Below are 23,201 nucleotides of genomic sequence, written 5' to 3'. Positions count from 1 at the left end.
GTAGTGCAGGAACCGTCTCTTTACGGAGATGGTTTTTTGCTGTCTGCTGAGTAGGAAAAAGATGGGGAGCGGTCCCTTGACGAAGAGGAACAAATCTTGTATTCTTTATTTAGATATTTGTCTAAATATCTAATTAAGATCAATAAAAGGTGTGACTCGACTATGAACCCGTCTACTGATTTAAAGCAGCTCCAGGAGCATCACATCCGCTTGTCCCAGCTGATGTCTCCGCTTTACCTCCTGATCCCGCTGGTCTTCTGGGCGTTTTTCAACTATCAGGGAGTGGACATAACCGTAAAACTGGTCCTGCTGGGCGCAGCGGGCTGGATAGCCGCTCTCGCACTCAGAGGGCCGGTAAGTCTTCTTGCAGCCCGGATGCCCGCGGAAAAAGGGCGCCTGCTTCTCGTATCGTCCTCCGGACCGTTGGAAGAACTCGTCCGCCTGGCTACGCTGCTCATAGCGGGCTTGACGATCGGCTCCGCGGCTTCGATAGGCATTGGCTGGGCCGCTATCGAGATTGTGTACACGCTCGTATCCCTTTTCGCGGTAGCCTCCCTGTCCAAGCGCACGGACGAGAAAGCGATGCAGGCCAAAGCCATGCTGGAGGCCCAAGGGACGTACGGGGCCCATCCGGCCTGGGGGCTTATCGAGCGGGTCTTCGTGAGTGCTTACCACATCGGCGCAGCCTTGTGTATAGCACGCTACCCCTGGTCGGTTGTCGTGCTGATCCCGCTTCATTCTCTGCTCAACCTGGCCGTACTGGCGGTCGCCAAAAGATCGCTGGCCCAGGCCGAAGCCGTCGCCGCATTCGTCGGAACGACGGTACTTGCGATCGGCTGGCAGCTCTACCTGTAACCCGAAGGCTGCCGCGGCATGATAGCTGCCGTTTTCCGATCGGAATGCAAACAAGTTTTTCATGAGGAGGTGAGGGTGGTGAACGATACCTTCAAAGCCCTGTCGGACCCGACGCGGAGACAAATCCTGAAACTGTTGAAAGAAAAGGATTTATCCGCGGGCGAAATCGCCGACCATTTTCAAATGTCCAAACCGAGTATCTCCCATCACCTGAACGTCATGAAGCAGGCTAAGCTCGTGCTGGACGAACGCAAGGGGCAAAGCATCATCTATTCACTGAACACGACCGTCATTCAGGATGCTTTGGGATGGTTGATGGATTTTACGCATAAAGACGAAGGAGGCTCTTAACATGACAAACTCGATTAGTAAAGTGCCGAAATGGACCTGGAAAGATACCTTGCTGCTTATTATTGCCGCCGCGCCCATTCTGTACGCGATAGGGGTCTACGGAAAATTGCCCGAGCAAATGGCGGTCCACTTCGGAGTGGGCGGGGAACCTAACGGCTATCAGAGCAAAGGCTCGTTCCTGATTCTGATGTCCGTTCTCAGCTTGGCTTTGCCTCTGCTGATGAAATGGTCGCCTTCCCGTGATCCGAAACGTGCGAATTACGAGAAATTCCAAGGGGTTTACGATCTTTTCCGAATTTTAATCACGGTGTTATTAAACGGCGTTTTCTTCATGACCCTGTTGACCAATCTCGGATACGATGTACCCATCAATTTCTGGGTTCCGCTCGGCGTAGGCGCTCTTTGGATGGTTGTAGGCAACTATATGGGACGTGCGCGCCCCAACTATACGTTCGGGATACGCACTCCCTGGACGCTGGCCGATGAGGATGTTTGGCGCCGGACCCATCGGATGGCAGGTCCCGTCTGGATGCTGGCGGGAATCGTCTTTATGGGAGTATCGCTGTTCCCGTCGGTCGTCCCCGCCTGGTTCGGAATTGTCGTTATTCTGCTGAGCGTGCTCGTCCCGATCTTGTATTCGTTCATCAAATACCGGCAGCTGAAAAATTAAATGTTCACCAAAGGTTAATAAGTAAAAAGCGCGGACTCCGCGCTTTTTTTGTTTAATCGGAAGCTAGAACGGGTAAAAAGCCGTATGGAAGACTATTTTGCGAAGTGTGCATGGAAAGCGATGAGTTTTCAAGGCAATTGAAGACTTTACGGTGCTGATAGCCAATTTTTTCAGGCAGGAGAGCGTTTTTTCCGGTTTTCGCCGGATTTTCATGCATGATACGCAGGAATATTAAGTCTTGATGTAGTATAATATGAAGTAGGCAAGATCAAAGGCGTTGAAAAAATAGAATTGAGGGATTTCCATGGCACAGAGGTTAGCGACTGAATATGTCAAAACCCGCCTGCAATTAACGGAAGCCGAAATGTCCAAATTTGTCCAAATGTTTGCCGATCAGCAAATCACGGCTCAGGTCAAAGTCATCGAGAACGGAAACCAGGAGTTTGTCTTTCAGGAAGAAGCGGGAGAAGAGATCGTTCTTTCGTTTGAACGCGTCGGTAAGCAGTATATTAGCTCGGGATCCTGCCGTGTAACGAGTCTGCGTTTGACTAATCTTATGCGTAAGGCGATAGCCGAATTCAAAGGTTCAGCCATCGTTAAGCGGATATACGCTACGTTCGTGATGATGTACACCTACGAGAACGGCAAAGTCATCAAAATCGTCGAGATCAAAGGCCAGCATACGAACGTCGTCTATGAGTATCACGATACGCTCGGCCAGTTGGAGAACCTGTTCCGCCGGACGGAGATCGAGCGGGAAATCGATATGATCCAGGATCAGATCAACCATTTGCTGGATATGCGCAACGAAGTTCCCTGCCCTTCGCTTAAAGGCGATATCGACGCACGGCTGACCATGCTGACCCGTCGTTTGTTCGTACTCGAAGCGTAGAACCGGCCCAAGCCCGGCAGTAGGCCTACTATTTTACGTGCAAGTTAAGCTCTATATACAGAAGCGAAGAGCCTGTCCGCAGGCTCTTTTTTTATTTTTTTGTGAAGAAAAAATGGATTCGTCCGGCCCCTTCTGACAGACACGAAGCCGCGTACCGTTACATAGTGTATTACAGACAGAAACGCAAGCAAGGCATTCCGAAAATGAATCTTGCGAATATGAAAAAAACTATTGCATTTCTGTTCAATAGATGTTATTTTTAATTTCGTTGAAAACAATATAGGAACCAGGATTCACTCAGGACATTGAATGTTGCGAGAGATTATTCCCTCGGGAAGTGAATGACGTAGGTCCTAGCGGATGAAATGCGAGAACAATTTTATTCCTAGGAAGGGGGAACCGGAAGATGGAATATTCAACTTTCGGAAGACACGTTGCTGTAGATACTTGGGGAGTAGATTTTGAACTTTTGAACAATGCAGAGTGGCTGCAAGCCCAAATGGTAGACGCAGCTGAAGCGTGTGGAGCAACGGTCATGTCTGTTCAGTCCAAGCAATTTGAGCCACAAGGTGCCACAGTACTAGTACTGCTGTCTGAGAGTCATCTTTCCATTCATACGTACCCTGAGAGAGGTTTTGCCGCGCTGGATTGTTACACTTGCGGTGAAACGGTAGATCCTCAATTGGCTATCGACCACATGATCTCGCTGCTTAAGCCGGAGAAGGTCTATGCCAAGAAACTGGTTCGCGGAATGGGCGAGTTTGAAGTCGAAACGCCGGAAATCAAGCAAGCCGTATTGGCTAAGTAAGTTCGTTGTTTTAGTATACAAGATAAGCGTTTATATAAGTAAGGTAACCACGGAGTCCGCATTCCGTGGTTATTTGTTTGTCAGGCCTCTCATACAATGGTACGGGTCTTCTTAACGGGGACCCGGAAGGAGAGAGGTACCGTGCGAAGCCGAATCAAATCGAAGCTCATCCTGTTTGTGCTGGCAGCCGGGCTGGTTGCCTGGCCGCTTACCAGCTTATACGGCTATGTGACGAAAGGCGCGGATAAGCCGGATGCGGAGCGTCTTTTGTTCCAGGTTTCTTTGTTCCAGATCGAGCTGCTGAACCGATTTCTGCAGGATGCCGCACGATCGGCCGATACGCGGGAACTCGATTCGCTTAAACAGGCGCTGTACACGGCCAGTTATACGCACGAGAGACTCGTACTTGCGGAAGGAAGCGAGAAGCTGCATACGCTGGGCAGTTTGCCTCAGCTGATGCAGTACATACTGAGGCTGCAGATAGGCGGGGAGCGCGCTCTGAAAGCGGAGGAGCAGGGTGTCCTGCAGGAATCCGCGAAGCTCTACGCTCAGCTTTACGAGGCCTATGGGAAGCTCATGACCTCCTCGGGGAGCGTCGTTACTTCGCAAAGCGAAGCCGTGTCGAAAAATGATGAAGCGTTAAGAGAACTGCTTGAAAAAAAGCTGCTCCAATAATCGGTATATCTACAAGAAACATAGACCACACTAGGCATAGCGGGTTCCGGCAGCATTCAAAATTTAGTCAAAATATTTGTCGGTTACGACGGTCGGCTATGTTATAATAATTATTGTTAGCTGCAAAGAAAGGTAGGTGTGCCCCATGCATATTGTCGTCGTCGGATTAAATTACCGGACAGCTCCCGTCGCGATTCGCGAGAAGTTTACTTTTACACAGGAAGAGTTGTCGCAAGCGCTCGTGGAGCTGAGGCAGACAAAAAGCATACTGGAATGTGTTGTCGTGGCCACTTGCAATCGTACTGAAATCTACGCCGTGGTCGATCGTGTACACATTTGCGGGCACTACATTCGCAAGTTTATGGAAGACTGGTTTGAGATTCCGCGGACGGAATTCAATAACCATCTGTATATATATGAACATGACCGGGCCATTGAGCATTTGTTCCGTGTCGCAAGCGGTCTTGACTCGATGATTATCGGCGAAACGCAGATTTTGGGGCAAGTGAAGGACGCATTTTTGGAAGCCCAGCGCCTTGGAGCCACGGGCACGATATTTAATACGCTGTTCAAACAGGCCGTAACGATGGCCAAACGCGCTCACTCGGAGACTTCGATCGGAGAAAATCCGGTTTCCGTCAGCTATGCCGCCGTTGAGCTGGGCAAGCGGATTTTCGGAAGCTACGAGGGTAAGAAAATTCTGATCGTGGGCGCGGGCAAGATGAGCGAGCTGACGGTGAAGCACTTGTATGCGAGCGGCGCCGAACGGGTTGACGTCGTCAACCGCACCTATGAGCGGGCTTTGGAACTGGCCGGCAAGTTCAACGGCCACGCGTATCCGATGGAGAGGCTTTACGAACGGCTGGCCGAAGCAGATATCGTCATTTCGTCCACGGGATCGAGCGATTACGTGCTGACGAAGAAGCAGCTTCAAGCCGTGCTGCCCAAGCGGAAGTCCCGTCCGTTATTTATGATGGACATTGCGGTTCCGCGCGACCTTGATCCGGACATCAGCGATCTTCCGGACGTTTTCCTGTACGACATCGACGATCTGGAGGCCATCGTGGACAGCCATCTCAAAGAACGGAAGAAAGAAGCTGTCAAAATCGAGGAAATGATCGGCGCCGAGATTGCGGCTTTCGACCAGTGGACGAAGACGCTCGGAGTGAGCCCGGTTATTCACGCGCTTCAGGCCAAAGCGAATATGGTGCATCAAGAAACGATGGACAGCTTGTTCAAGAAGCTGCCGGACCTGGATGAGCGCGAGATAAAAGTGATCCGGAAATTAACCAAAAGCATTGTCAACCAGATGCTGAGAGACCCGATTCTCGCCATTAAAGAAATGGCTGCCGAGAAGAAGGGCGACGAGGCGCTTGAAATGTTTACGAAAATGTTCGCTTTAGAGGAACTTATGGCGGAGCAGGCACAAGCCGAAGCTTTGGGAGAAGCCAAAGCGGAAGCGGTCCAGACGGCTGCCCAGAAGCATGCCAAAGAAGAGCTGACCGGCGGTTTTACGATGCAGCCGGCGCTTGCACGCTCCTGATTCCCGGTTCTCCGAGATAGAGGAAGGAGAAATGCCGTGTTCACTCGCAGCTTTCTGTACGATGCGATAATTTATTTATATGCCCTGAGCCTGCTGTTTTACTTCTCTGATGTTGCGCGCGCGAATCGGAGTGCGAAACGGATGGGTACGGGGCTGCTTTCTTTTGTATGGGTTTTGCAGACAGCCTATCTGGGCCACAATTTATATGAACACCTGGGACGATGGGTGTTCTCCATGTTTGAGACGCTCTTTTTATTTTCCTGGGTGCTCGTCACGGTATCGCTCATTATGAGCCGGTTTTTCCGGATCGAGCTGGTGGTCTTTTTCGTTAATTTATTCGGGCTTGCCGTATTGGCCTTAAATTTCTTCAGCGATTCCAATGTCTCTCCCATGATTGATTCCTGGAACGTCAACGACGAGCTGTTGTTCATTCACGTCTCTCTCGCTGTCGGAAGTTATGCGGCCTATACGATCTCGGCCATTTTCTCGGGCATGTATTTGTTCCTGCACCGTAAGCTAAAGCAGAAGAGCTGGACGAATACGATGAAGAGGCTGCCTTCCCTGGAAAAAATCGAACGCTACACGTATGTGAGCGTCGTGATCGGAACGCCGCTGCTCATGCTGGCGCTGGCTCTGGGAGTCGTGTGGGTGCTTATCGAAAAGAACGTCAACGTGCTGTTCGACTCGAAAGTCATCAATTCGCTGCTGGTGCTTTGCGCGTACGGGTTCTACCTGTTCCAGCATCATTCGCTAAGCATGTCGGGCCCGAAGCTGGCGAAGTGGAACTTGGCGGCTTTTGGCATCGTACTGCTCAATTTTATCCTTTCCAACGTGTTCTCCGGATTTCATAACTGGCAGCAGACGGGGGTTGGAGGATGAAGGAATATCCGGCGATGCTGCGGCTCGAAGGCAAGCGCTGCCTCGTTGTAGGCGGCGGAGCCGTAGCCGAAAGAAAAATCGCTTCCCTGCTGGAAGCGGGCGCGCTCGTTACGGTGATCAGCCCTAGGGCTGTCGCGGCCGTCGAGAAGTGGGCGGAAGCCGGCCGGTTAACCTGGCACTGCGGACGCTACGGAGAAGCGGATTATGGTTACACAAAAGATAAAGAAGGTTCGGATAAGGGCCGGCCGGGCACGGCGGCCTCCTTCTATCCGGACCTCTCTCCATATCTCATTGTTTTTGCGGCGACGGACAATCCGGAGGTCAACGAGCGGGTTCGGGCCGACGCCGACGCGGCGGGGAAGCTGGTAAGCTCGGCGGACAAGCCGGACAGCGGAAGTCTGATCGTGCCGGCCGCCGTAAGGCGGGGCAAGCTCACGCTGGCCGTGTCGACATCGGGAGCGAGTCCCGCGCTGTCGGCTAAAATCGGCCGGGAGCTGCAGGAGAGGTACGGACCGGAGTACGAGATTTACCTCGATTTTCTGGCGGAGCTGAGAGAGCTCGCCCGCAGCCGGGTCGGCGATATGCCTCTGCGGCATGAGCTGCTCCGGCGGCTTCCGAACTGGCGTGTCCTCGACCGTATCACCGCCGGCACATACGAAGCGTGGAGAGCATCCCTGCTGGACAGGCTGCTGGCGGCGCAGGATTCGGAAGAAATTTTTGCCGCGATATGGATGGAAGCGGATCAGCAATAGAGGCGGCACCCGGCTACGGGCCCCGCAGTTGAATTAAGGCGGCATTTTCACGGCCTCATAGAAGAAACGGAGGAATTACATATGCGTACGATCGTCGTGGGCACCCGTCAGAGCGCTCTGGCCCTCACTCAAACGAATCAGGTTATCGACGAATTAAAGGAACTGAGCCGGCAATACGGCATAGAATGCGAGTTTGAACTTCGCAAGATTGTGACCAAAGGGGACCGGATTCTGGATGTGACGCTGTCCAAGGTTGGAGGCAAAGGGCTGTTCGTCAAAGAAATCGAGCAGGCGATGATGGACAAAGAAATCGACATTGCCGTACACAGCATGAAGGACATGCCGTTCGAGCTTCCCGAAGGGCTCATGGTCGGGGCGGTGCCTAAGCGGCAGGACCCGCGTGATGTGCTCATCACGAAAGGGGAGAAATCGCTGGACGAGCTGCCCCAGGGCGCGCTCGTCGGAACGAGCTCGCTGCGGCGTTCCAGCCAGCTGCAGCACAGCCGCCCGGACCTGCGCATCCAGCCGGTCCGCGGTAACATCGATTCGAGGCTGCGCAAGCTCGAATCGGAAGGCTTCGATGCGATCGTACTGGCCGCTGCCGGTATGCACCGGATCGGCTGGCAGGATCGCATCAGCGCCTACGTTCCGCCCGAAGTGTGCGTGCCTGCCGTCGGGCAGGGCGCGCTGTGCATCGAATGCCGGGCGGACGACGAATTCGTCTTGAATCTGCTGAGCAAGATTCAAGATGACGATACGGCGCTCGCGGTCAGAGCGGAGCGCAGTTTCCTCGGCAGACTCAACGGAGGCTGCCAGGTGCCTCTCGGCGCGTACGCGATCGTCGAGCGTACCGGCGGCGGCACGGAGCTGTCGCTGACGGCGATGGTCGGCTCGCCGGACGGCGCCGAGCTGCTGAAGGAGACGCTGCGGGGCAGCGATCCGGAAGCGCTCGGCAGAGAAGCCGCGGAGAAGCTCATCGCCCGCGGCGCGGACCGCATTCTGGCCGAAGCGTACGAGAGCGGCCAGATCGAATAGGCGGACGGACGGATTCCGCCTTGCTTTCGCCTATCGGCATCTTTTTACAAACAGCGGTTAACGATAAGCTAAGAATAGCGGACAGCGGGGAAGCTTCCGGTTGAGAAAGGGCGCAAGGTCCGCCGGAGACAGTGGGGGGGCTTGCCGCAAGGGAGACGGAAGCAGCTGAGAGGGAGTGGGCGAGTGGAGAGAGGGAAAGTTTATTTAGTGGGCGCAGGACCCGGTGACCCGAAGTTAATTACGGTCCGGGGACTTCAGGCGATTGAGCGGGCCGACGTGATTGTCTACGACAGGCTCGCGAGCCCCAGACTGCTTAAACACCGCAAACCGGATGCGGAGCTGGTATTTGTAGGAAAGCTCCCGGATAAACATATGATGAAGCAGGAAGACATTAATCGTCTGCTCGTTGATCTGGCCCTCCAGGGCAAGGTCGTGACCCGTCTGAAAGGCGGCGACCCGAGCGTATTCGGCCGTGTCGGGGAAGAGGCTGAGCTTCTGGCCGATCATGGAGTTCCGTTCGAAATCATTCCCGGTATTACTTCCGCCATAGCGGTTCCCGCTTATGCAGGCATTCCCGTCACACACCGGGATTTCACTTCTTCGGTCGCCATCGTAACCGGGCATGAATATCCGAACAAGACTTACACGAAGCTCGATTGGGAGCATCTGGCCAAAGGAATCGGCACGCTCGTGTTCCTGATGGGCGTAGCGAATCTGGAGCAGATCAGCGAGCAGCTGATCCGGCACGGAAAGCCTGCCGACCTGCCTGTCGCGCTGATCCGCTGGGGCACATGGACGGAGCAGCAGACGCTGACCGGCACGTTGTCCGACATCAGCGCCAAAGCGCAGGAAGCGGGTTTCAAGTCACCGGCCGTCATTATCATCGGCGAAGTGGTCAAACTGCGCGAGAAGCTGGCCTGGTTCGAGAAAAAGCCTCTTTTCGGCAAGCGCGTACTCGTTACGCGGGCAAGGAGCCAAGCCAGCGAACTCGTTGCGATGATCGAGGAGCTTGGAGGGGAGCCGGTCGAATTTCCGGTGATCAAGCTCCAGCCGCCGAGCAGCCCGGATGCGCAGCGTCTGCTGGACGAAGCGCTCCGCGGACTCGGGAATTACAATTGGGTCGTGTTTACGAGCACGAACGGGGTGGAGTTCTTCTTCCGCCGCATGCGGGAGCTGCGCCTTGATATACGCGGACTGGCCGGCGTGCGGATCGCGGCAGTCGGACCCAAGACCGCGGAAGCTCTGGAATCCCGCGGGCTGCTCGTCGAGACGCTTCCCGGGGAGTTCCATGCGGACGAGCTGCTTGCGGAGCTGGGAAAAGCGGTCCGCCCGGGAGAGCGCGTACTGCTGCCCACCGCGGATATCGCCCGCAACGCGCTTCCGCAAGGCCTGCGTTCGCTTGGTCTCGAAGTTAGCGAAGTGGACGTTTACGAGAACGTCCCCGAAGTCGAAGGCGGCGAAGACGTGGTCCGGCTGCTGGAGGAAGGGCAGGTGCACATCACGACGTTCACGAGCTCCTCGACGGTCACGAATCTGATCGGAGCGCTTCAGAAGCTCGGGGTCCAAGACCCCGTATCCCTGCTGAAAAATACGGAGATCGCCTGCATAGGTCCGAAGACGGAAGCGACGCTGGCTCATTACGAGCTGGCGGCCGCCTATATGCCGCCGGAAGCGACCATCGCGTCCCTCGTGGAAAGTATTGCCGCAGGCCGGTCCGTTAAAGCGGGAGAGCCTGCGGGCTCTTGAGTCTAATAAACTTTTCGTTATGCGGCGGGAGCGGCCGGGGCTCGAAGTTTGTGGGCCCGCTGCCCTGCCGATATGGATTAAAAGGAGGAAGTTATCATGAGTTTCCCGTTAGTGCGCCACCGCCGTCTGCGCGGTTCGGCTGCAATCCGCAACCTCGTGCGTGAAAACGCGTTGTCCGTCAACGATCTGATTCAGCCGGTTTTCGTGGAAGCCGGTCACAATATCAAATCCGAAATTCCGTCCATGCCGGGCGTTTACCATTTTTCCCTGGATCGTCTGGAAGAAGAAATCCGCGAGATTTCCGAGCTGGGCATCCAGGGCATTCTTCTGTTCGGTGTTCCCGAAACGAAAGACGCCATCGGAACGTCGGCTTTTCACGAGGAAGGAATCGTCCAGCAGGCGTCGCGCCTGATTAAGAAGATTAACCCGAATCTGCTCATTATTGCCGATACCTGTCTGTGCCAGTTCACGGATACCGGTCACTGCGGCGTTGTGCATCATAACCCCGAGACGGGCTGCACGGATATCGCCAACGACGAATCGCTGGAGCTGCTCGTTAAAACGGCCGTTTCCCAGGCGAAGGCCGGCGCGGACATTATCGCTCCGTCCAACATGATGGACGGCTACGTGCATGCCATCCGCGCGGGACTGGATGCGGAAGGTTTGGAACATGTGCCGATTATGGCTTACTCCGTCAAATATTCTTCCGCTTACTACGGCCCGTTCCGTGAAGCGGTGGATTCGGCGCCTCAGTTCGGGGACCGCAAAACCTACCAGATGGATTCGGCCAACTCCCGCGAAGCTCTTCGCGAAGCTGAGAGCGACGTCCTGGAAGGCGCGGATTTCCTGATGGTCAAGCCTGCGCTTGCGTACATGGACATTCTGCAGCTGCTTAAGCAGAACTTCGACCTTCCGCTCGTGGCTTACAACGTAAGCGCGGAATATTCGATGGTCAAGGCTGCGGCCCAGAACGGCTGGATCAATGAAAAAGAAATCGTGCTGGAAACGCTGCTTGGTTTTAAGCGCGCGGGAGCCGATATTATTTTGACCTACCATGCCAAGGACGCGGCACGCTGGCTTAAAAACGTATAATGAAACCTTTTCTCCGCAGGAGCCCGGCCGGGAAACTGCGGAGCGTTTTTTATCCGGATAAAAAGGATCAGAAACTACTGACGAAAGCTGTGTGCCCTAGAAACCGTACCTGTGACAAACCGCCGTGCAGTGTCGCGTCGAGCGCCTGGGATTCGTACGAGTTGAAAATGATAAACCGGGCTTCAAACGGCGTTAACGGAAGTAAGAGTTCGGAGAAAAGCACGCTCCCGGCGGCTTTGTCAAAGATTTGTCGGAAGTCGGAGCGCGGCTGCGGTTGTGACCGGGGTATAATTAGGGCATAATGGTAACAAATCATGACAGGGTCAGGAGAAGGTGTCTTGTGATAAATAATGACCGTTTTATTCGAGCCTGCCTCAAGCAAGAGGTAGACCGGCTGCCCGTGTGGTACATGCGTCAGGCCGGACGCTACGATCCCGAATACCGCAAGATCAAAGAAAAGTACTCGCTGCTTGAAATATGCGAACAGCCGGAACTGGCTGCGGAAGTCACGTTGATGCCGGTGAAGAAGCTCGGCGTGGATGCGGCTATTTTGTATTCCGATATTATGAATCCCGTAGCGTCGCTGGGTATTCAATTCGATATTGTTAAAAACGTGGGGCCGGTGATCGAGAATCCGATCCGTTCCCGTGAAGATGTGATGAAGCTGAAGCCGATCGACGTGGAAGGCGACTTGTCCCATGTTATCGAAACGATCCGGATTTTGGATCGCGAGCTGACGGTTCCGCTCATTACGTTTGCCGGAGCGCCTTTCACTATTGCAAGCTACTTGATCGAAGGCCGTCCTTCGAAAAGCTACATTCGCACGAAAGAACTCATGTACGGAAATCCGGAAGTATGGCACGCGCTTATGGATAAACTCGGAGACATGGTCATTACATATTTGCGTGCTCATATCGCGGCAGGGGCGAAAGCGGTTCAACTGTTCGATTCCTGGGTCGGCGCGCTTGCGCCGGAAGATTTCCGGGTGTTCGTCCTGCCTACGATCCAGCGGATTTTCCGCGAACTCGGCGATCTGAAGCAGCCTAAAATTTATTTCCCGGGCGTAAGCTCGGGCGAACTGCTTCCTCTGCTCGGCGATCTCCAGGCGGATGTGATCGGTCTTGATTGGCGCGTCTCCATTTCGGAAGGACGGAGAAGAACCGGAGGACGTTTTGCCGTCCAGGGAAATCTCGATCCTTACGTGCTTACGGCGCCGATGCCGGTCATTCAGGAGCATGCGAAGCGCATTATCGATCAGGGGATCACGGAGCTGGGTTACATTTTCAACCTTGGTCATGGCTTGTTCCCGGAAGCGTCGCTGGATAAATTAAAGGAACTCACTGATTTTATACACGCCTATTCTGCCGAGGCGCTGGCCGGGCGGAACGCGGGCAAGGGGGTCTGAACCATGAGCAGGAAGAAAGTCGGCGTACTGGTGATGTCTTACGGCACTCCACAGAGCATGGAGGATATCGAAGCTTACTACACGCATATCCGGAGGGGCAACAAGCCGAGTCCGGAACAGCTACATGAGCTGACCAGCCGTTATGAAGCGATTGTCGGAGGTGTTTTTCCGCTGCGGGAAAATACGGACAATCAAGTAGCGGGTCTGCAAAATGCACTCGCTTCCGAACATGACGACGTGGAATTCGTCTGTTTCCAAGGCTTGAAGCACGCATATCCCTTTATCGAAGACGGTATTGAACAAATGGCTCAGAGCGGAATCACCGAAGGAGTGGGCATCGTTCTCGCTCCTCACTATTCGACGATGAGCATCGGCAGCTACAACAAGCGCGCACGCGAAAAGGCGGCCGAGCACGGCATTTCCATGACGTTCGTCGACAGTTACCATCTGCATCCGAAGCTGATTCAAGCTCTGACCGAGCGGGTGGAACGCGCACTCGGCAAGTTCGGAGAGGAGAATCGTTCCTCCGTCCGCGTCCTGTTCTCGGCGCACAGCCTGCCGGAGAAAATTCTCGAGCTGGGCGATCCGTACCCGGAGCAGCTGCTTGAAACTTCGCGCGCGATCGCGGACAAAGCCGGCATCGAGAACTGGCAGTTTGCGTGGCAGAGCGCGGGGCAGACGGCTACCCCATGGCTTGGCCCGGACATCCTGGATGTACTGCGTACTCTCGCGAAGGAAGACGTGAAGCGCGTACTCGTGTGCCCGATCGGATTCGTTTCGGATCACCTGGAAGTGCTGTACGATCTGGATATCGAGGCGCAGCAGCTCGCCAAGGAAATAGGCCTGCACCTCGAACGTACGGATTCGCTTAATACCGACCCGCTGTATATGCAGACGCTCAGCGATGCCGTATGGAAGCAGTACGGCGAACTGACGAAACAAGCTTAAAGTAAGACGACAAAGGAGCGCAGACATTCGGATGCGCCTCTTTGCGATTTTATAATCCGGGCGGCCTTAAGATGCTGTCCGGGCGGAAAGGACGTTGCCCTATGAACGAGGCCCGTAAAATAATCGTTGTCGGCGGAGGCATCACCGGTCTTACCGCCGCTTATTACGTGCGGAAGCGGTTGAAGGAGGCCGGATGTACGGCGGATGTTACCCTGGTTGAAGGAGCCGAAAAGCTCGGCGGCAGAATCCATACTCTGCGTAAAGAAGGATTCGTCATCGAGAAGGGCCCGGATTCTTTCCTGGCCCGGAAGCTTCCGATCATTGAGCTGAGCCGCGAGCTCGGGCTGGAAGGGGAACTCACGGGTACGAACCCGGAGGCGAAGAAGACGTACATTTTACGGGACGGCACCCTGCACCCGATGCCTGCGGGACTGGTGCTCGGCATTCCGACGGACATCGAACCGTTTATGAGAACGGGCCTCGTTTCCGCGAAAGGCAAGGCGCGTGCGATGATGGATCTCGTGCTGCCCAAGAAGGAAGACGACAGCGACGAATCTCTAGGCCATTTCCTTCACCGGAGACTGGGTAAAGAAGTGCTGGACCAGATCGTCGAACCGCTGCTGGCGGGCATCTATGCGGGCGATACGTATGCGCTCAGCCTGAAATCGACCTTTCCGCAGTTCGGCGAAATGGAGCAGCAGTACCGGAGCCTGATCTACGGCATGATATCGAATCGCAAGAAATCCCAGCAGGAGGCTTTGAATTTGCCGGCTCCCGGCCGCAACTCCGTCTTCCTGACCTACAAGAACGGCCTGCAGACGCTGGTTGAGCGGCTGGAGGAAGTGCTGCGGGAGGAAGGGGTTACAATCCGGACGGGCACGAAAGTGACGGAACTCCGCAAGGAAGGGAACCTCTACGAGGTCGGATACGAAGGCGGACAGCGGGAAACGGCCGACAGCGTCATTCTGACCCTGCCGACCTATCACTCCGCCGAGCTGCTGGGCGACCATCCGTCCGTGGACAAGCTGAAGGCGATCAATTACGTGTCGGTCGCGAACGTGGTGATCGCGTACCGGGAAAAAGACGTGAACGTCAAATTCGACGGATCGGGCTTCCTGATCCCGAGATCCGAAGGGCGCTCGATCACGGCATGCACCTGGACGTCCACGAAGTGGCTTCACACGGCGCCGGAAGGTCACGTCCTGCTTCGCTGCTATGTCGGCCGCTCGGGCGAGGAAGACTGGGTGCACCTTACGGACGAAGAAATCGTGGCGAAAGTCCGCAAAGATGTGGCGGAACTGATGGGCATCACGGCGGAGCCTTTGTTCTACGAAGTGACCCGCCTGTACCGGTCGATGCCGCAGTATCCGGTCGGCCATCTGGATCATGTCCGGGAGCTGCGGAGCGATCTAGCCGAGCGTATGCCGGGCGTGTACGTGACGGGCGCGGGCTTCCACGGCGTGGGACTGCCGGACTGCATCCGGCAGGGACGGGAAGCGGCGTTCGAAGCCGCGGATCGCTTGACGGGCGCGGCCGACAGATCGGCGGCGAAAGCTTCGGCGGAAGGCACCAAGGCGGCAGCGAAGGTTTAGTCGCGGAAACTGGAGCCGGGGCCGAAGCGGTAAAAGCAAAAGCGATCGCGAGTGCCTTGGCTAAAGCCAGGTAATTCTGCGCCTCACGTGACGCTTATGGACGAAGTCGACGTCACACAGCTCGCTGCGCACTATAACGCAGCCGAAACCGAAGCCGCTTGCCTATAATGGAACAAAAGCTCGAAGCGAACGCACGCGGCGCGTCGGCAGCGGAGGCCGTGAGCCTCTTAAAGCAATCGAATGCGGAAGCGTGTATAATAGAAACTACTGACAAGCAGAAGCCGGGCCGCCTTTGTTCGTTTGAAGCGTCCCGGCTTCTGTCAAGACGGGAGGGGGCGGACCGCGGTTTACCCGCATCCGCCTGACGGTGCCCGCCCGATAAAGTTTACTGATAACTGAAACCAGGAGGTATCCGGCTATTATGGAACTGAATCACAAACGCAACGATACGAAGTCCGCGGCTGCTTTTGCCGAAGCTAAACAAGTGATCCCCGGAGGGGTGAACAGCCCGGTCCGCGCTTTTAAATCGGTCGGTCTGACTCCGATGTACATGGAACGCGCAAGCGGCTCGCGGGTGTACGACATTGACGGGAACGAATATATCGAGTATATCGGTTCCTGGGGACCTCTCATTCTCGGCCATGCTCATCCAGAAGTGATCGAAGCCGTGAAATCGACGGCGGAAAAAGGAACGAGCTTCGGAGCGCCTACGCTGATCGAGACGGAAATGGCCAAGCTGGTCGCGGAGCGCGTACCTTCCATCGATATCGTGCGCATGGTGAATTCCGGTACGGAAGCGACGATGAGCGCGCTGCGTCTGGCCCGAGGTTTCACCAAGCGCAACAAAATTTTGAAATTCGAGGGAAGCTATCACGGCCACGCCGATGCGCTTCTGATCAAAGCGGGCTCGGGTGTAGCTACGCTTGGCCTGCCGGATAGTCCGGGCGTGCCGGAATCGGTCGCGCAAAATACGCTGACGGTTCCCTACAACGATCTGGAGACCGTTAAGGTAGTGTTTGAAAAATTCGGCGAAGATATCGCCGCTGTCATCGTCGAACCGATTGCGGGCAACATGGGCGTCGTGCCCCCTCTGCCCGGTTTCCTGGAAGGATTGCGCGAGGTGACTTCGAAATTCGGCGCCTTGCTTATTTTCGATGAAGTGATGACCGGCTTCCGCGTCCATCTTAACTGCGCGCAGGGATTGTACGGCGTGACGCCGGATCTGACCTGTCTGGGCAAAGTAATCGGCGGCGGGCTGCCCGTCGGCGCTTACGGCGGACGCAAGGACATCATGGAGCAGATCGCTCCAAGCGGACCGATCTATCAGGCGGGTACGCTGTCGGGTAATCCGCTCGCGATGGCGGCGGGATATACCACCCTTAAGCTGCTCGGACAGCCTGGCGTCTATGAGGAACTCGAACGCAAATCCGCCCGGTTGGCGGAAGGTTTCCTGGCCAATGCCAAGGAAGTCGGCGTGCCAAGCACGCTGAACCGTGTCGGGTCGATGGTGTGTCCGTTCTTCACTGAGCAGAAGGTAGTTAATTACGACACGGCCAAAACGTCCGATCTGTCGGTATTTAACCGCTACTTCGGTCATCTGCTGGATCTGGGTGTCTCGGTAGCCCCTTCCCAGTTCGAGGGCATGTTCGTTTCGGCCGCCCATACGGATGAAGACATCGAAGCGACTATCGAGGCGAATCGCGAAGCTTTGAAACGGTTGTAGGCGTTTATTCCTCTGTTTTGCTTTGATTGCCCTGCTGTACGGTGTCTCCCCGGTCTTTCAGGACCGGGGATTTTTTTGTGCGCATTTGTACGGACATAAGGAACGGTGATTATGCTTGCATCCGGTTACGGGAAAGAGCCTTGGGAGGCCGCCTGCACCTCCTCCTGCCGTAAAGCGGGCCGATGGCGTTTAACAAACGAGGGGACGGTTCCGGACTTGCTTGTTTTCTTTTAAAAGGCGGAGATGATAAAATGGGAAAGACTTTCGATGACGAACGGAGCTGTTTATTCGCATGAAACGCTATTATTTCTTCGATTTTCCGATTGATTTGATCTTTATCGTGTTCGTATTTGTCGTGCTGCTTGCCGTTTTGGCAGTCGTGCTGCGGAAGGGAGGGCGCTATCGTGACAGGCAGAAGAAAAGGGGAATGGATTGAGCTGGCGCTGCCGGGCGATACGTGTGCATGGGAAGAGGTCAACGCGGTACTGCCGGTTCCGCTTAAGCTATGGCGCAAGCTGGAACGAGAAGGCGGAATCCGCCGGCAGGGGAAGAAAGTTCTGCTGAAGGTGTTTCCCGATGAGGCTTCACCCGTGCCAGGGGAGTGGACCGACCTGCAAGTCTTGTTCGAAGACGACTACCTGCTTGTCGTCAACAAACCGGCGGGGATGGCGGTTCATCCATCGGAGCCGGGGCAGCGAGGAACACTGGCGAACGCGGTGGCCGGCTATTACGAATCCACGGGCCAAAGCTGCGGCGTCCGCCACATTCACCGGCTGGATCAGGATACAAGCGGAGCCGTGCTGTATGCGAAGTACGAGCTGCCGCACCTTCTGCTCGATGAAGCGATGCGGGAGAAAGCGATCGGGCGCATTTACGCGGCCGTCTGCGGCGGACTGCCGGCGCCTCCGGCCGGAACGATTTCAGCCCCGATCGGCAAAGACCGTCATCACCGGGCGCGCCGCCGGGTGTCTCCCGGAGGGGATGCGGCGGTGACGCATTACCGCACGGTAGAGAGCTTCAGAGACGCGGCCCTGCTGGAGCTGCGCCTCGAAACCGGGCGGACGCATCAGATCCGCGTACATATGAGTCATATCGGCCATCCGCTGCTCGGAGATGTGCTGTACGGCGGACGGATGAACGCTTTCGGAAGGCAGGCGCTGCACGGCGCGCGCCTTCTATTCCGTCACCCGGTCACCGGTGAAGAGCTGGCTGTCGACGCTCCTTATCCGGATGATTTCCGTGAGCTTCTTGCCGTTTTGAACGCATAAATGCGAAAATGCAGTCATGCCATCCTCCTTCTATCATATACATAGTAAAGAACGGAGTCCCGCGATAAGGCGCAGCTTTACTAGAGGACAACCGAAGGGAGGATGGCAACGTTGACGGAAGAGCAGAACGGTCTGCGATTCGACATCTACGAACGCGTACATTTGGCGGAAGGAGCCGCAGGCATACGGGATTTGGACGATGTGGAACTGATTCCGAGCATAGAGGTGATTCCCCAGCAGGAACAAGCTTTGTTGAAAGGCAGCCTGCTGCTGAACGGAAGCTATCTGGATGAGCAGGAAACGAAACGGTCGCTGCAGCATTCCATTCCGGTGGAGATTACGCTGCCGCTCAGCCGGGTGCAGCGGATCGAGGATATTTTGGTCGATATCGAAACGTTTGATGTGGACGTACTGAATTCGCGGAGCCTGAATGTGACCGGGGTTCTTTCTCTGCACGGTGTGGAGATGGCTTATGAAGCCGGCGGCTGGAGCGAAGAGGACGAAGAGGTTGTTTTTGTGCATGAAGCGGCTTCCGCTCCGCAAAATGCTCCGGCGGAGCCGTGGAGCGAACCTGCCGGCGGAGCCGATGAACTCGAACTTCGTCAGCAGACGGAGTATTCGGCTTCGGCGGACGGGCAGGTGAAGCTGCAGCCCCCGACGACATCGGCTCAGCCCCAGTACCAGGCCCAGCCTCAGGCTCCGGTTTATCCGGGCAGCGCGTACAAGGCCGAAAACCCGTGGCTGCGCGAGACGCGGACAGAGCAGCAGCCCGAGGCCCAGGTGGCGGCGCTGTCTGGGTCGGCGCCAAGCGCCTGGGACCGGCTGGCCGCGCCGAAGTCTCCTCCGCCGCAGGAGGATTCGTCCGCTTCGTATGCGGACCGGTCTTTCGGCGAGCTGACGCTGCACCAGCTCTCCTCCGAGCGCTCATACCGCAGCGCGGGCGAGGAAGAGGCGCAGGAGCAGCGCCCTCCGTCCGCGGCTGGGGGCCAGCAGCCGCTTGCCCAGGCGGCGGAGCCTACTTCGGCCTCCCGGGAGGAGCAGGAGGCGGCCGGACAGGCGGAGCGCGAGGAAACGGCACCGGCCTTCAGTGTCGATGCCGAAATCATCGAGCCCGAGAAAGAACCGGTGCCTGCTTCCGCTTCCGCCGAAGAGAGTTTGGAAGTATTCGCCGATGAAGAGCCTGCCGCGCAGGAAGAAACGAAGGAACTGAAGGTGGCGTTCGGAAGCAAGAAGCAGCAAGACTCGCCATCGTCCGGAGGTTCCGGTCTTCAGTCGCTCTTCGCAAACGGCGCAGGCAGCAGTGCGTCTTCTTACGAACAAACCGAAAAGGATGAGCGGGAATACGCCTCGACCGCCGGTTCGGAAGAATCCAAAGCGGATGCCCTGGAGTGGAAAAAACTTTTTATTCAAACGGGAAAAGACGATCAGCAGTTCCGCAAAGTGACGATGTGCATCGTTCAAAAGGAAGATTCACTGGATCTTATCGCCAAACGGTATGAGATTAATCCGAGGGAGCTTCAGCTCTACAACCGGCTGGAGGATCAGGAAGTCAGCCCCGGCCAAGTCCTGTATATCCCCGGGAAAGCCGTATTTTCTTCCTCCGACCAATAATCCGGCAGGCAATCGGGCAAGTTCAAGTTCCGCTACTTCCGATAGCACGGATGAACAGAATAATTGAGGTTGAAAGAGAAGCCGCCGCGTGCGGCTTTTTTTCTTTTGGCCGATCGGAGGCTGAGCCGGGCCGGTTTGCGGCGCACTAAAAGGAAAGCATAGGAGAAGCTCCTAAAAACTTGAATGGAAACGTTTGCAAAAAACAGCTCTTGAGTCCGTACCCGATTGGGCTGAAAGAAGGAAGGCGCGCGCCCCCTTGTGCCCAAAGTCACTGCCAGGAGGCGAATAGTGCCTGAGCCGGCCAAAAAACGGCGGTTTCCGCGGGGTTGAGTCCATTCGATAGAGCGGAATGTCGGCTTTTCTGCCGGTAAAGTACACAGGAGACGGGAAATTAGTAACGGGATTACCCGGAAGACTGGGACGAAAACCCGGAGTTTGTCCCGGTTTTTGGAAGAAGTAGGTACAGGCCGGGACTATTCCAAGTAAAATCGTGGGAATTTAATCCGGTTCCTTTTTTGCCCCTAAATGCGTCCCTAAGACCTAGGTTAGTTACCCCGTCCCACCCCCAAATCGAAAATTGAGCCGAACGGCTTTCCCTGGGACCTGTCTTTGGTATCATCTGTTAAAAATTCGTTTACGACCCCCCGAAAGCCCGTGGAGCCAGTCTTTTAAAAGCATTAGGGGGTTTTCCGAGTGGAAAAAAAGCATGAACGGATCGTGACCTTGTAGAGAGAAAGGTCTGATTCGTTGTACCTTGCAAGAAGCGGAAGATAGCATTTTAATCGTAAAATACCGCGAAATAATTATAAATAACTGGAAAATGTGATAAATAAAAACAAAAACAAACAGGAAATCCAGCTCATACTTCGCTGTGCAAAATAAGCAAGAGTGACTACATGAATTTATAACTATACACCCTCATGCAATCCATACGTTTTGTGACATAATTTTAGTAACATTCGGATCTGGAGGGAAAATGAATGATTGATATCCATACACACATCCTTCACGGTCTGGATGATGGGCCAGGCAGTCTAGAGCAATCGCTCGAAATGGCGCGAATGGCGGTGTCGAATGGAATATCGACGGTATTCGCTACGCCTCATCACCGGACGAGCCGCTATTTCACCCCCTCCGCAGACATTAAAGAAGCGGTAGCCGGGTTGAATGCGTCCTTATTGGAGCACGGCATTCCGCTTCACGTTAAAAGCGGCCAGGAGATCCGCGTGACCCCGAATCTGATCAACGACTGGTACGAGGATACTTTGCTCACGCTTGGAGGAACCCGTTATCTGCTGATTGAATGTCCGGCTCACTCCCTTCCTGCGGAGCTGGCCGAGATCTGCCATGAATGTTCGGTTTTGGGACTCGTGCCCGTAATTGCGCACCCCGAGAGGAATGCGGAGGTTGCGGGAGATCCGGACAAGCTGCTGCAGCTTGCGGAATGGGGAGCGGCATTTCAGCTCACCTCGGATTCCATCCTGGGCACATTCGGTTCGAAGGTACAGTCGCTCGCCTTTGAGCTTTGCTCCCGCCGGTTGATTCATTTGGTTGCGTCGGATGCGCACGATCTGATCCGCAGGCCGTTCAGGCTGAGTGAAGCCTATGAGAAGATAGAGGCGAAGATAGGCGGGGATTACGCGGAGTACTGCCGCCGGAACGCTATCCGGGTAGCGAACGATCTTCCTTTGGAAAAAAGGGAGCCGGTCGCAGGCAGGCCCCGGAGGATTTTTGCAATGTTCCGTTGAATGGCGCACCTCTGTGCTTTAAGGTTACAAAGCGGCAATTAGACATTGTTTTAATGCGGTGAAGTATGGAGAAAAGCAGCTTGCTGTCCGCAGGCCCTCATCGGGCCGCGTCATACGGATACCAAATGAAAGCGAGGGATTCAGTTAGGTGAGTATAGATTTTGAAATTAAACGGTATTTGGCTGTCCTCCGTAAAAGGCTCTGGCTTATTCTGCTGATCGTGGCGGCGGGCTGTCTGATTACCGGCGTCGTAAGCAAATATTACTTAAAGCCCGTTTATCAGGCTTCCACGAAGCTGATCGTCAACTCCCCTGCGGATACCCAGGGAATGCTGCGGCTCGATATGAATGCGATCAACACGAATATTTCCCTGATCCACACGTACAAAGAAATTATCAAAACACCGGCGATTATGGATCTTGTCGTCAAGGAACATCCGGAATACGGAGTGACCTCCGACGATCTTATGCGGCGGATCCAGTTCAGTTCGGTCAGCGATACGCAGATTTTTACGCTGAGCCTTGAAGATGCTTCTTATTCCAAAGCGGCTCAGATGATTAACACGGTGGCGCAGATGTTCCAGAAGCAGATTCCGAACATTATGAAAATCGACAATGTCTTCGTGCTCCATGAGGCGGACCCGGCCAAAACGCCGGCGCCGGTCAAACCGAATGTGCCGCTGAACGTGGCGATCAGCTTCCTGGCTTCGCTCATGTTCGCCATCGGACTCGTTTTCGCACTCGAATATTTTGACGATACTCTGAAAACAGAGGAAGACGTGGAACATTACCTCGGCCTTCCGACCCTTGTGGCGGTCCCTGAAATAAGGGCCGGAGACATGAAGCCCAAACGCACCCCGATCGGGAAGAAAGTAGGTGAAGCATCCGGTGTCCCTATCCAATAAGCAGCGACCGATTATCGCTCACAGCAATCCCATGTCGCCGATATCCGAAACGTACCGCACGCTGCGGACAAACATTCAGTACTCCGGGGTGGATGGAGAAATCCGGACGCTGATGGTTACCTCGGCAAGTCCCTGGGAAGGGAAGTCCACCACCATCGACAACTTGGCCGTCGTGTACGCCCAAACGGACAAAAAAGTGCTGCTGATCGACGCGGACCTGCGCAAACCGACGGCTCACCGCACGTTCGGCCTCTCGAACCGCACCGGATTGACCGATGTGCTGACGCGCCAGGCCGAAGTGGAGGAAGCACTCAAGGAGACGGATATCCCGGGCTTGTACGTCATGACCTGCGGCACCGTACCGCCCAACCCGTCCGAGATTCTCGGTTCCCTGCGGATGAAGGAACTGCTGGAGCGGCTCAAACAGGAGTTCGACGTGATTCTGATCGATACGCCTCCCGTCCTCGCCGTCAGTGACGCTCAGGTCGTGGCGACCCAGTGCGACGGCGTCGTGCTCGTCGTTAACGCGGGCGGAGTCAAACGCGAGCTCGTGCAGAAAGCGCGGGACAGCCTGCAGTTCGTCCATGCCCGCGTGCTTGGCGTCGTCCTGAACAAAGTCGCCCGCAAGGATGCCAAGATGAATACGTATTACGACTATAGCAGTTGATTTACTTAGAAAACGGCGGTTTTCTCCATTTAGATTC

At 55.3% G+C, this 23,201-nt stretch carries 22 protein-coding genes; all 22 read left to right on the top strand.

Annotated features, from left to right (window positions below; all coding sequences use genetic code 11):
* Positions 1-162: 162 nt before the first annotated feature.
* Positions 163-855 carry a hypothetical protein gene (locus tag KVT34_RS09015; protein ID WP_254634657.1) on the top strand — a complete coding sequence of 231 codons (693 nt, stop codon included), beginning with the start codon at positions 163-165 and terminating at the stop codon, positions 853-855.
* Between the two features lie 78 nt (positions 856-933).
* Positions 934-1,206: an autorepressor SdpR family transcription factor gene (locus KVT34_RS09010; RefSeq protein WP_174446816.1), complete on the top strand. Its 273-nt coding sequence runs from the start codon at positions 934-936 to the stop codon at positions 1,204-1,206.
* Between the two features lies 1 nt (position 1,207).
* Positions 1,208-1,876 carry an SdpI family protein gene (locus tag KVT34_RS09005; protein WP_217558235.1) on the top strand — a complete coding sequence of 223 codons (669 nt, stop codon included), beginning with the start codon at positions 1,208-1,210 and terminating at the stop codon, positions 1,874-1,876.
* Between the two features lie 304 nt (positions 1,877-2,180).
* The gene (locus tag KVT34_RS09000; protein WP_217558234.1) at positions 2,181-2,768 is read left to right on the top strand and encodes a non-ribosomal peptide synthetase module; all 588 of its coding nucleotides are present in this window, start codon (positions 2,181-2,183) and stop codon (positions 2,766-2,768) included.
* Between the two features lie 406 nt (positions 2,769-3,174).
* The gene (speD, locus tag KVT34_RS08995; RefSeq protein ID WP_016423520.1) at positions 3,175-3,576 is read left to right on the top strand and encodes an adenosylmethionine decarboxylase; all 402 of its coding nucleotides are present in this window, start codon (positions 3,175-3,177) and stop codon (positions 3,574-3,576) included.
* 141 nt (positions 3,577-3,717) lie between these two features.
* Entirely contained in the window at positions 3,718-4,251 is a 534-nt protein-coding gene (locus tag KVT34_RS08990) for a hypothetical protein (RefSeq protein ID WP_217558233.1), read from the top strand.
* A 145-nt stretch (positions 4,252-4,396) separates the two neighbouring features.
* Entirely contained in the window at positions 4,397-5,794 is a 1,398-nt protein-coding gene (gene hemA, locus KVT34_RS08985; protein ID WP_217558232.1) for a glutamyl-tRNA reductase, read from the top strand.
* A gap of 36 nt (positions 5,795-5,830) precedes the next feature.
* On the top strand, positions 5,831-6,673 hold the full coding sequence (locus KVT34_RS08980) for a cytochrome c biogenesis protein (protein WP_217558231.1): 843 nt from the start codon (positions 5,831-5,833) through the stop codon (positions 6,671-6,673).
* Positions 6,670-7,425: a precorrin-2 dehydrogenase/sirohydrochlorin ferrochelatase family protein gene (locus tag KVT34_RS08975; RefSeq protein WP_217558229.1), complete on the top strand. Its 756-nt coding sequence runs from the start codon at positions 6,670-6,672 to the stop codon at positions 7,423-7,425. Before KVT34_RS08980 ends, KVT34_RS08975 begins: the two co-directional genes overlap by 4 nt.
* 81 nt (positions 7,426-7,506) lie before the next feature.
* On the top strand, positions 7,507-8,460 hold the full coding sequence (gene hemC, locus KVT34_RS08970; protein WP_217558227.1) for a hydroxymethylbilane synthase: 954 nt from the start codon (positions 7,507-7,509) through the stop codon (positions 8,458-8,460).
* A gap of 183 nt (positions 8,461-8,643) precedes the next feature.
* Complete coding sequence (gene cobA, locus KVT34_RS08965) at positions 8,644-10,206, top strand: uroporphyrinogen-III C-methyltransferase (protein ID WP_217558226.1); 1,563 nt, start codon at positions 8,644-8,646, stop codon at positions 10,204-10,206.
* A gap of 96 nt (positions 10,207-10,302) precedes the next feature.
* The gene (gene hemB, locus KVT34_RS08960) at positions 10,303-11,298 is read left to right on the top strand and encodes a porphobilinogen synthase (RefSeq protein WP_217558225.1); all 996 of its coding nucleotides are present in this window, start codon (positions 10,303-10,305) and stop codon (positions 11,296-11,298) included.
* Positions 11,299-11,638: 340 nt separating this feature from the next.
* Positions 11,639-12,703 (top strand): uroporphyrinogen decarboxylase, encoded by a 1,065-nt coding sequence (hemE, locus tag KVT34_RS08955; RefSeq protein WP_217558224.1) that lies wholly within the window; start codon positions 11,639-11,641, stop codon positions 12,701-12,703.
* Positions 12,704-12,706: 3 nt separating this feature from the next.
* Entirely contained in the window at positions 12,707-13,651 is a 945-nt protein-coding gene (gene hemH / locus KVT34_RS08950) for a ferrochelatase (RefSeq protein WP_217558223.1), read from the top strand.
* Between the two features lie 101 nt (positions 13,652-13,752).
* The gene (hemY, locus tag KVT34_RS08945) at positions 13,753-15,243 is read left to right on the top strand and encodes a protoporphyrinogen oxidase (RefSeq protein ID WP_217558222.1); all 1,491 of its coding nucleotides are present in this window, start codon (positions 13,753-13,755) and stop codon (positions 15,241-15,243) included.
* A gap of 421 nt (positions 15,244-15,664) precedes the next feature.
* Complete coding sequence (gene hemL / locus KVT34_RS08940; protein WP_217558221.1) at positions 15,665-16,966, top strand: glutamate-1-semialdehyde 2,1-aminomutase; 1,302 nt, start codon at positions 15,665-15,667, stop codon at positions 16,964-16,966.
* Positions 16,967-17,258: 292 nt separating this feature from the next.
* A complete protein-coding gene (locus KVT34_RS08935; protein ID WP_164977153.1) occupies positions 17,259-17,402 on the top strand; it encodes a hypothetical protein in 144 nt (47 codons plus the stop codon).
* Positions 17,371-18,234, top strand: a complete 864-nt coding sequence (locus KVT34_RS08930; RefSeq protein ID WP_217558219.1) for an RluA family pseudouridine synthase — start codon at positions 17,371-17,373, stop codon at positions 18,232-18,234. Before KVT34_RS08935 ends, KVT34_RS08930 begins: the two co-directional genes overlap by 32 nt.
* A 102-nt stretch (positions 18,235-18,336) precedes the next feature.
* Positions 18,337-19,845: a LysM peptidoglycan-binding domain-containing protein gene (locus KVT34_RS08925; RefSeq protein WP_254634655.1), complete on the top strand. Its 1,509-nt coding sequence runs from the start codon at positions 18,337-18,339 to the stop codon at positions 19,843-19,845.
* 980 nt (positions 19,846-20,825) lie between these two features.
* Complete coding sequence (locus KVT34_RS08920) at positions 20,826-21,593, top strand: tyrosine-protein phosphatase (protein WP_217558218.1); 768 nt, start codon at positions 20,826-20,828, stop codon at positions 21,591-21,593.
* A 148-nt stretch (positions 21,594-21,741) separates the two neighbouring features.
* Complete coding sequence (locus tag KVT34_RS08915; protein WP_042230503.1) at positions 21,742-22,497, top strand: YveK family protein; 756 nt, start codon at positions 21,742-21,744, stop codon at positions 22,495-22,497.
* Positions 22,481-23,164: a CpsD/CapB family tyrosine-protein kinase gene (locus KVT34_RS08910; RefSeq protein WP_217558546.1), complete on the top strand. Its 684-nt coding sequence runs from the start codon at positions 22,481-22,483 to the stop codon at positions 23,162-23,164. Before KVT34_RS08915 ends, KVT34_RS08910 begins: the two co-directional genes overlap by 17 nt.
* The last annotated feature ends 37 nt before the right edge of the window (positions 23,165-23,201 follow it).

Source organism: Paenibacillus sp. GbtcB18, from assembly GCF_019091125.1.
GTDB lineage: Bacteria > Bacillota > Bacilli > Paenibacillales > NBRC-103111 > Paenibacillus_F > Paenibacillus_F chitinolyticus.
The sequence above is the reverse complement of the archived record's forward strand: the minus strand, read 5'-3'. Positions and strand labels throughout refer to the sequence as shown.

Coding starts and splice junctions, on each gene's coding strand:
- KVT34_RS09015 (WP_254634657.1), top strand. CDS start 163: ATGAACCCGTCTACTGATTTAAAGCAGCTCCAGGAGCATCACATCCGC.
- KVT34_RS09005 (WP_217558235.1), top strand. CDS start 1,208: ATGACAAACTCGATTAGTAAAGTGCCGAAATGGACCTGGAAAGATACC.
- KVT34_RS09000 (WP_217558234.1), top strand. CDS start 2,181: ATGGCACAGAGGTTAGCGACTGAATATGTCAAAACCCGCCTGCAATTA.
- speD (WP_016423520.1), top strand. CDS start 3,175: ATGGAATATTCAACTTTCGGAAGACACGTTGCTGTAGATACTTGGGGA.
- hemA (WP_217558232.1), top strand. CDS start 4,397: ATGCATATTGTCGTCGTCGGATTAAATTACCGGACAGCTCCCGTCGCG.
- KVT34_RS08975 (WP_217558229.1), top strand. CDS start 6,670: ATGAAGGAATATCCGGCGATGCTGCGGCTCGAAGGCAAGCGCTGCCTC.
- hemC (WP_217558227.1), top strand. CDS start 7,507: ATGCGTACGATCGTCGTGGGCACCCGTCAGAGCGCTCTGGCCCTCACT.
- hemB (WP_217558225.1), top strand. CDS start 10,303: ATGAGTTTCCCGTTAGTGCGCCACCGCCGTCTGCGCGGTTCGGCTGCA.
- hemH (WP_217558223.1), top strand. CDS start 12,707: ATGAGCAGGAAGAAAGTCGGCGTACTGGTGATGTCTTACGGCACTCCA.
- hemY (WP_217558222.1), top strand. CDS start 13,753: ATGAACGAGGCCCGTAAAATAATCGTTGTCGGCGGAGGCATCACCGGT.
- hemL (WP_217558221.1), top strand. CDS start 15,665: ATGGAACTGAATCACAAACGCAACGATACGAAGTCCGCGGCTGCTTTT.
- KVT34_RS08935 (WP_164977153.1), top strand. CDS start 17,259: ATGAAACGCTATTATTTCTTCGATTTTCCGATTGATTTGATCTTTATC.
- KVT34_RS08925 (WP_254634655.1), top strand. CDS start 18,337: ATGGCAACGTTGACGGAAGAGCAGAACGGTCTGCGATTCGACATCTAC.
- KVT34_RS08920 (WP_217558218.1), top strand. CDS start 20,826: ATGATTGATATCCATACACACATCCTTCACGGTCTGGATGATGGGCCA.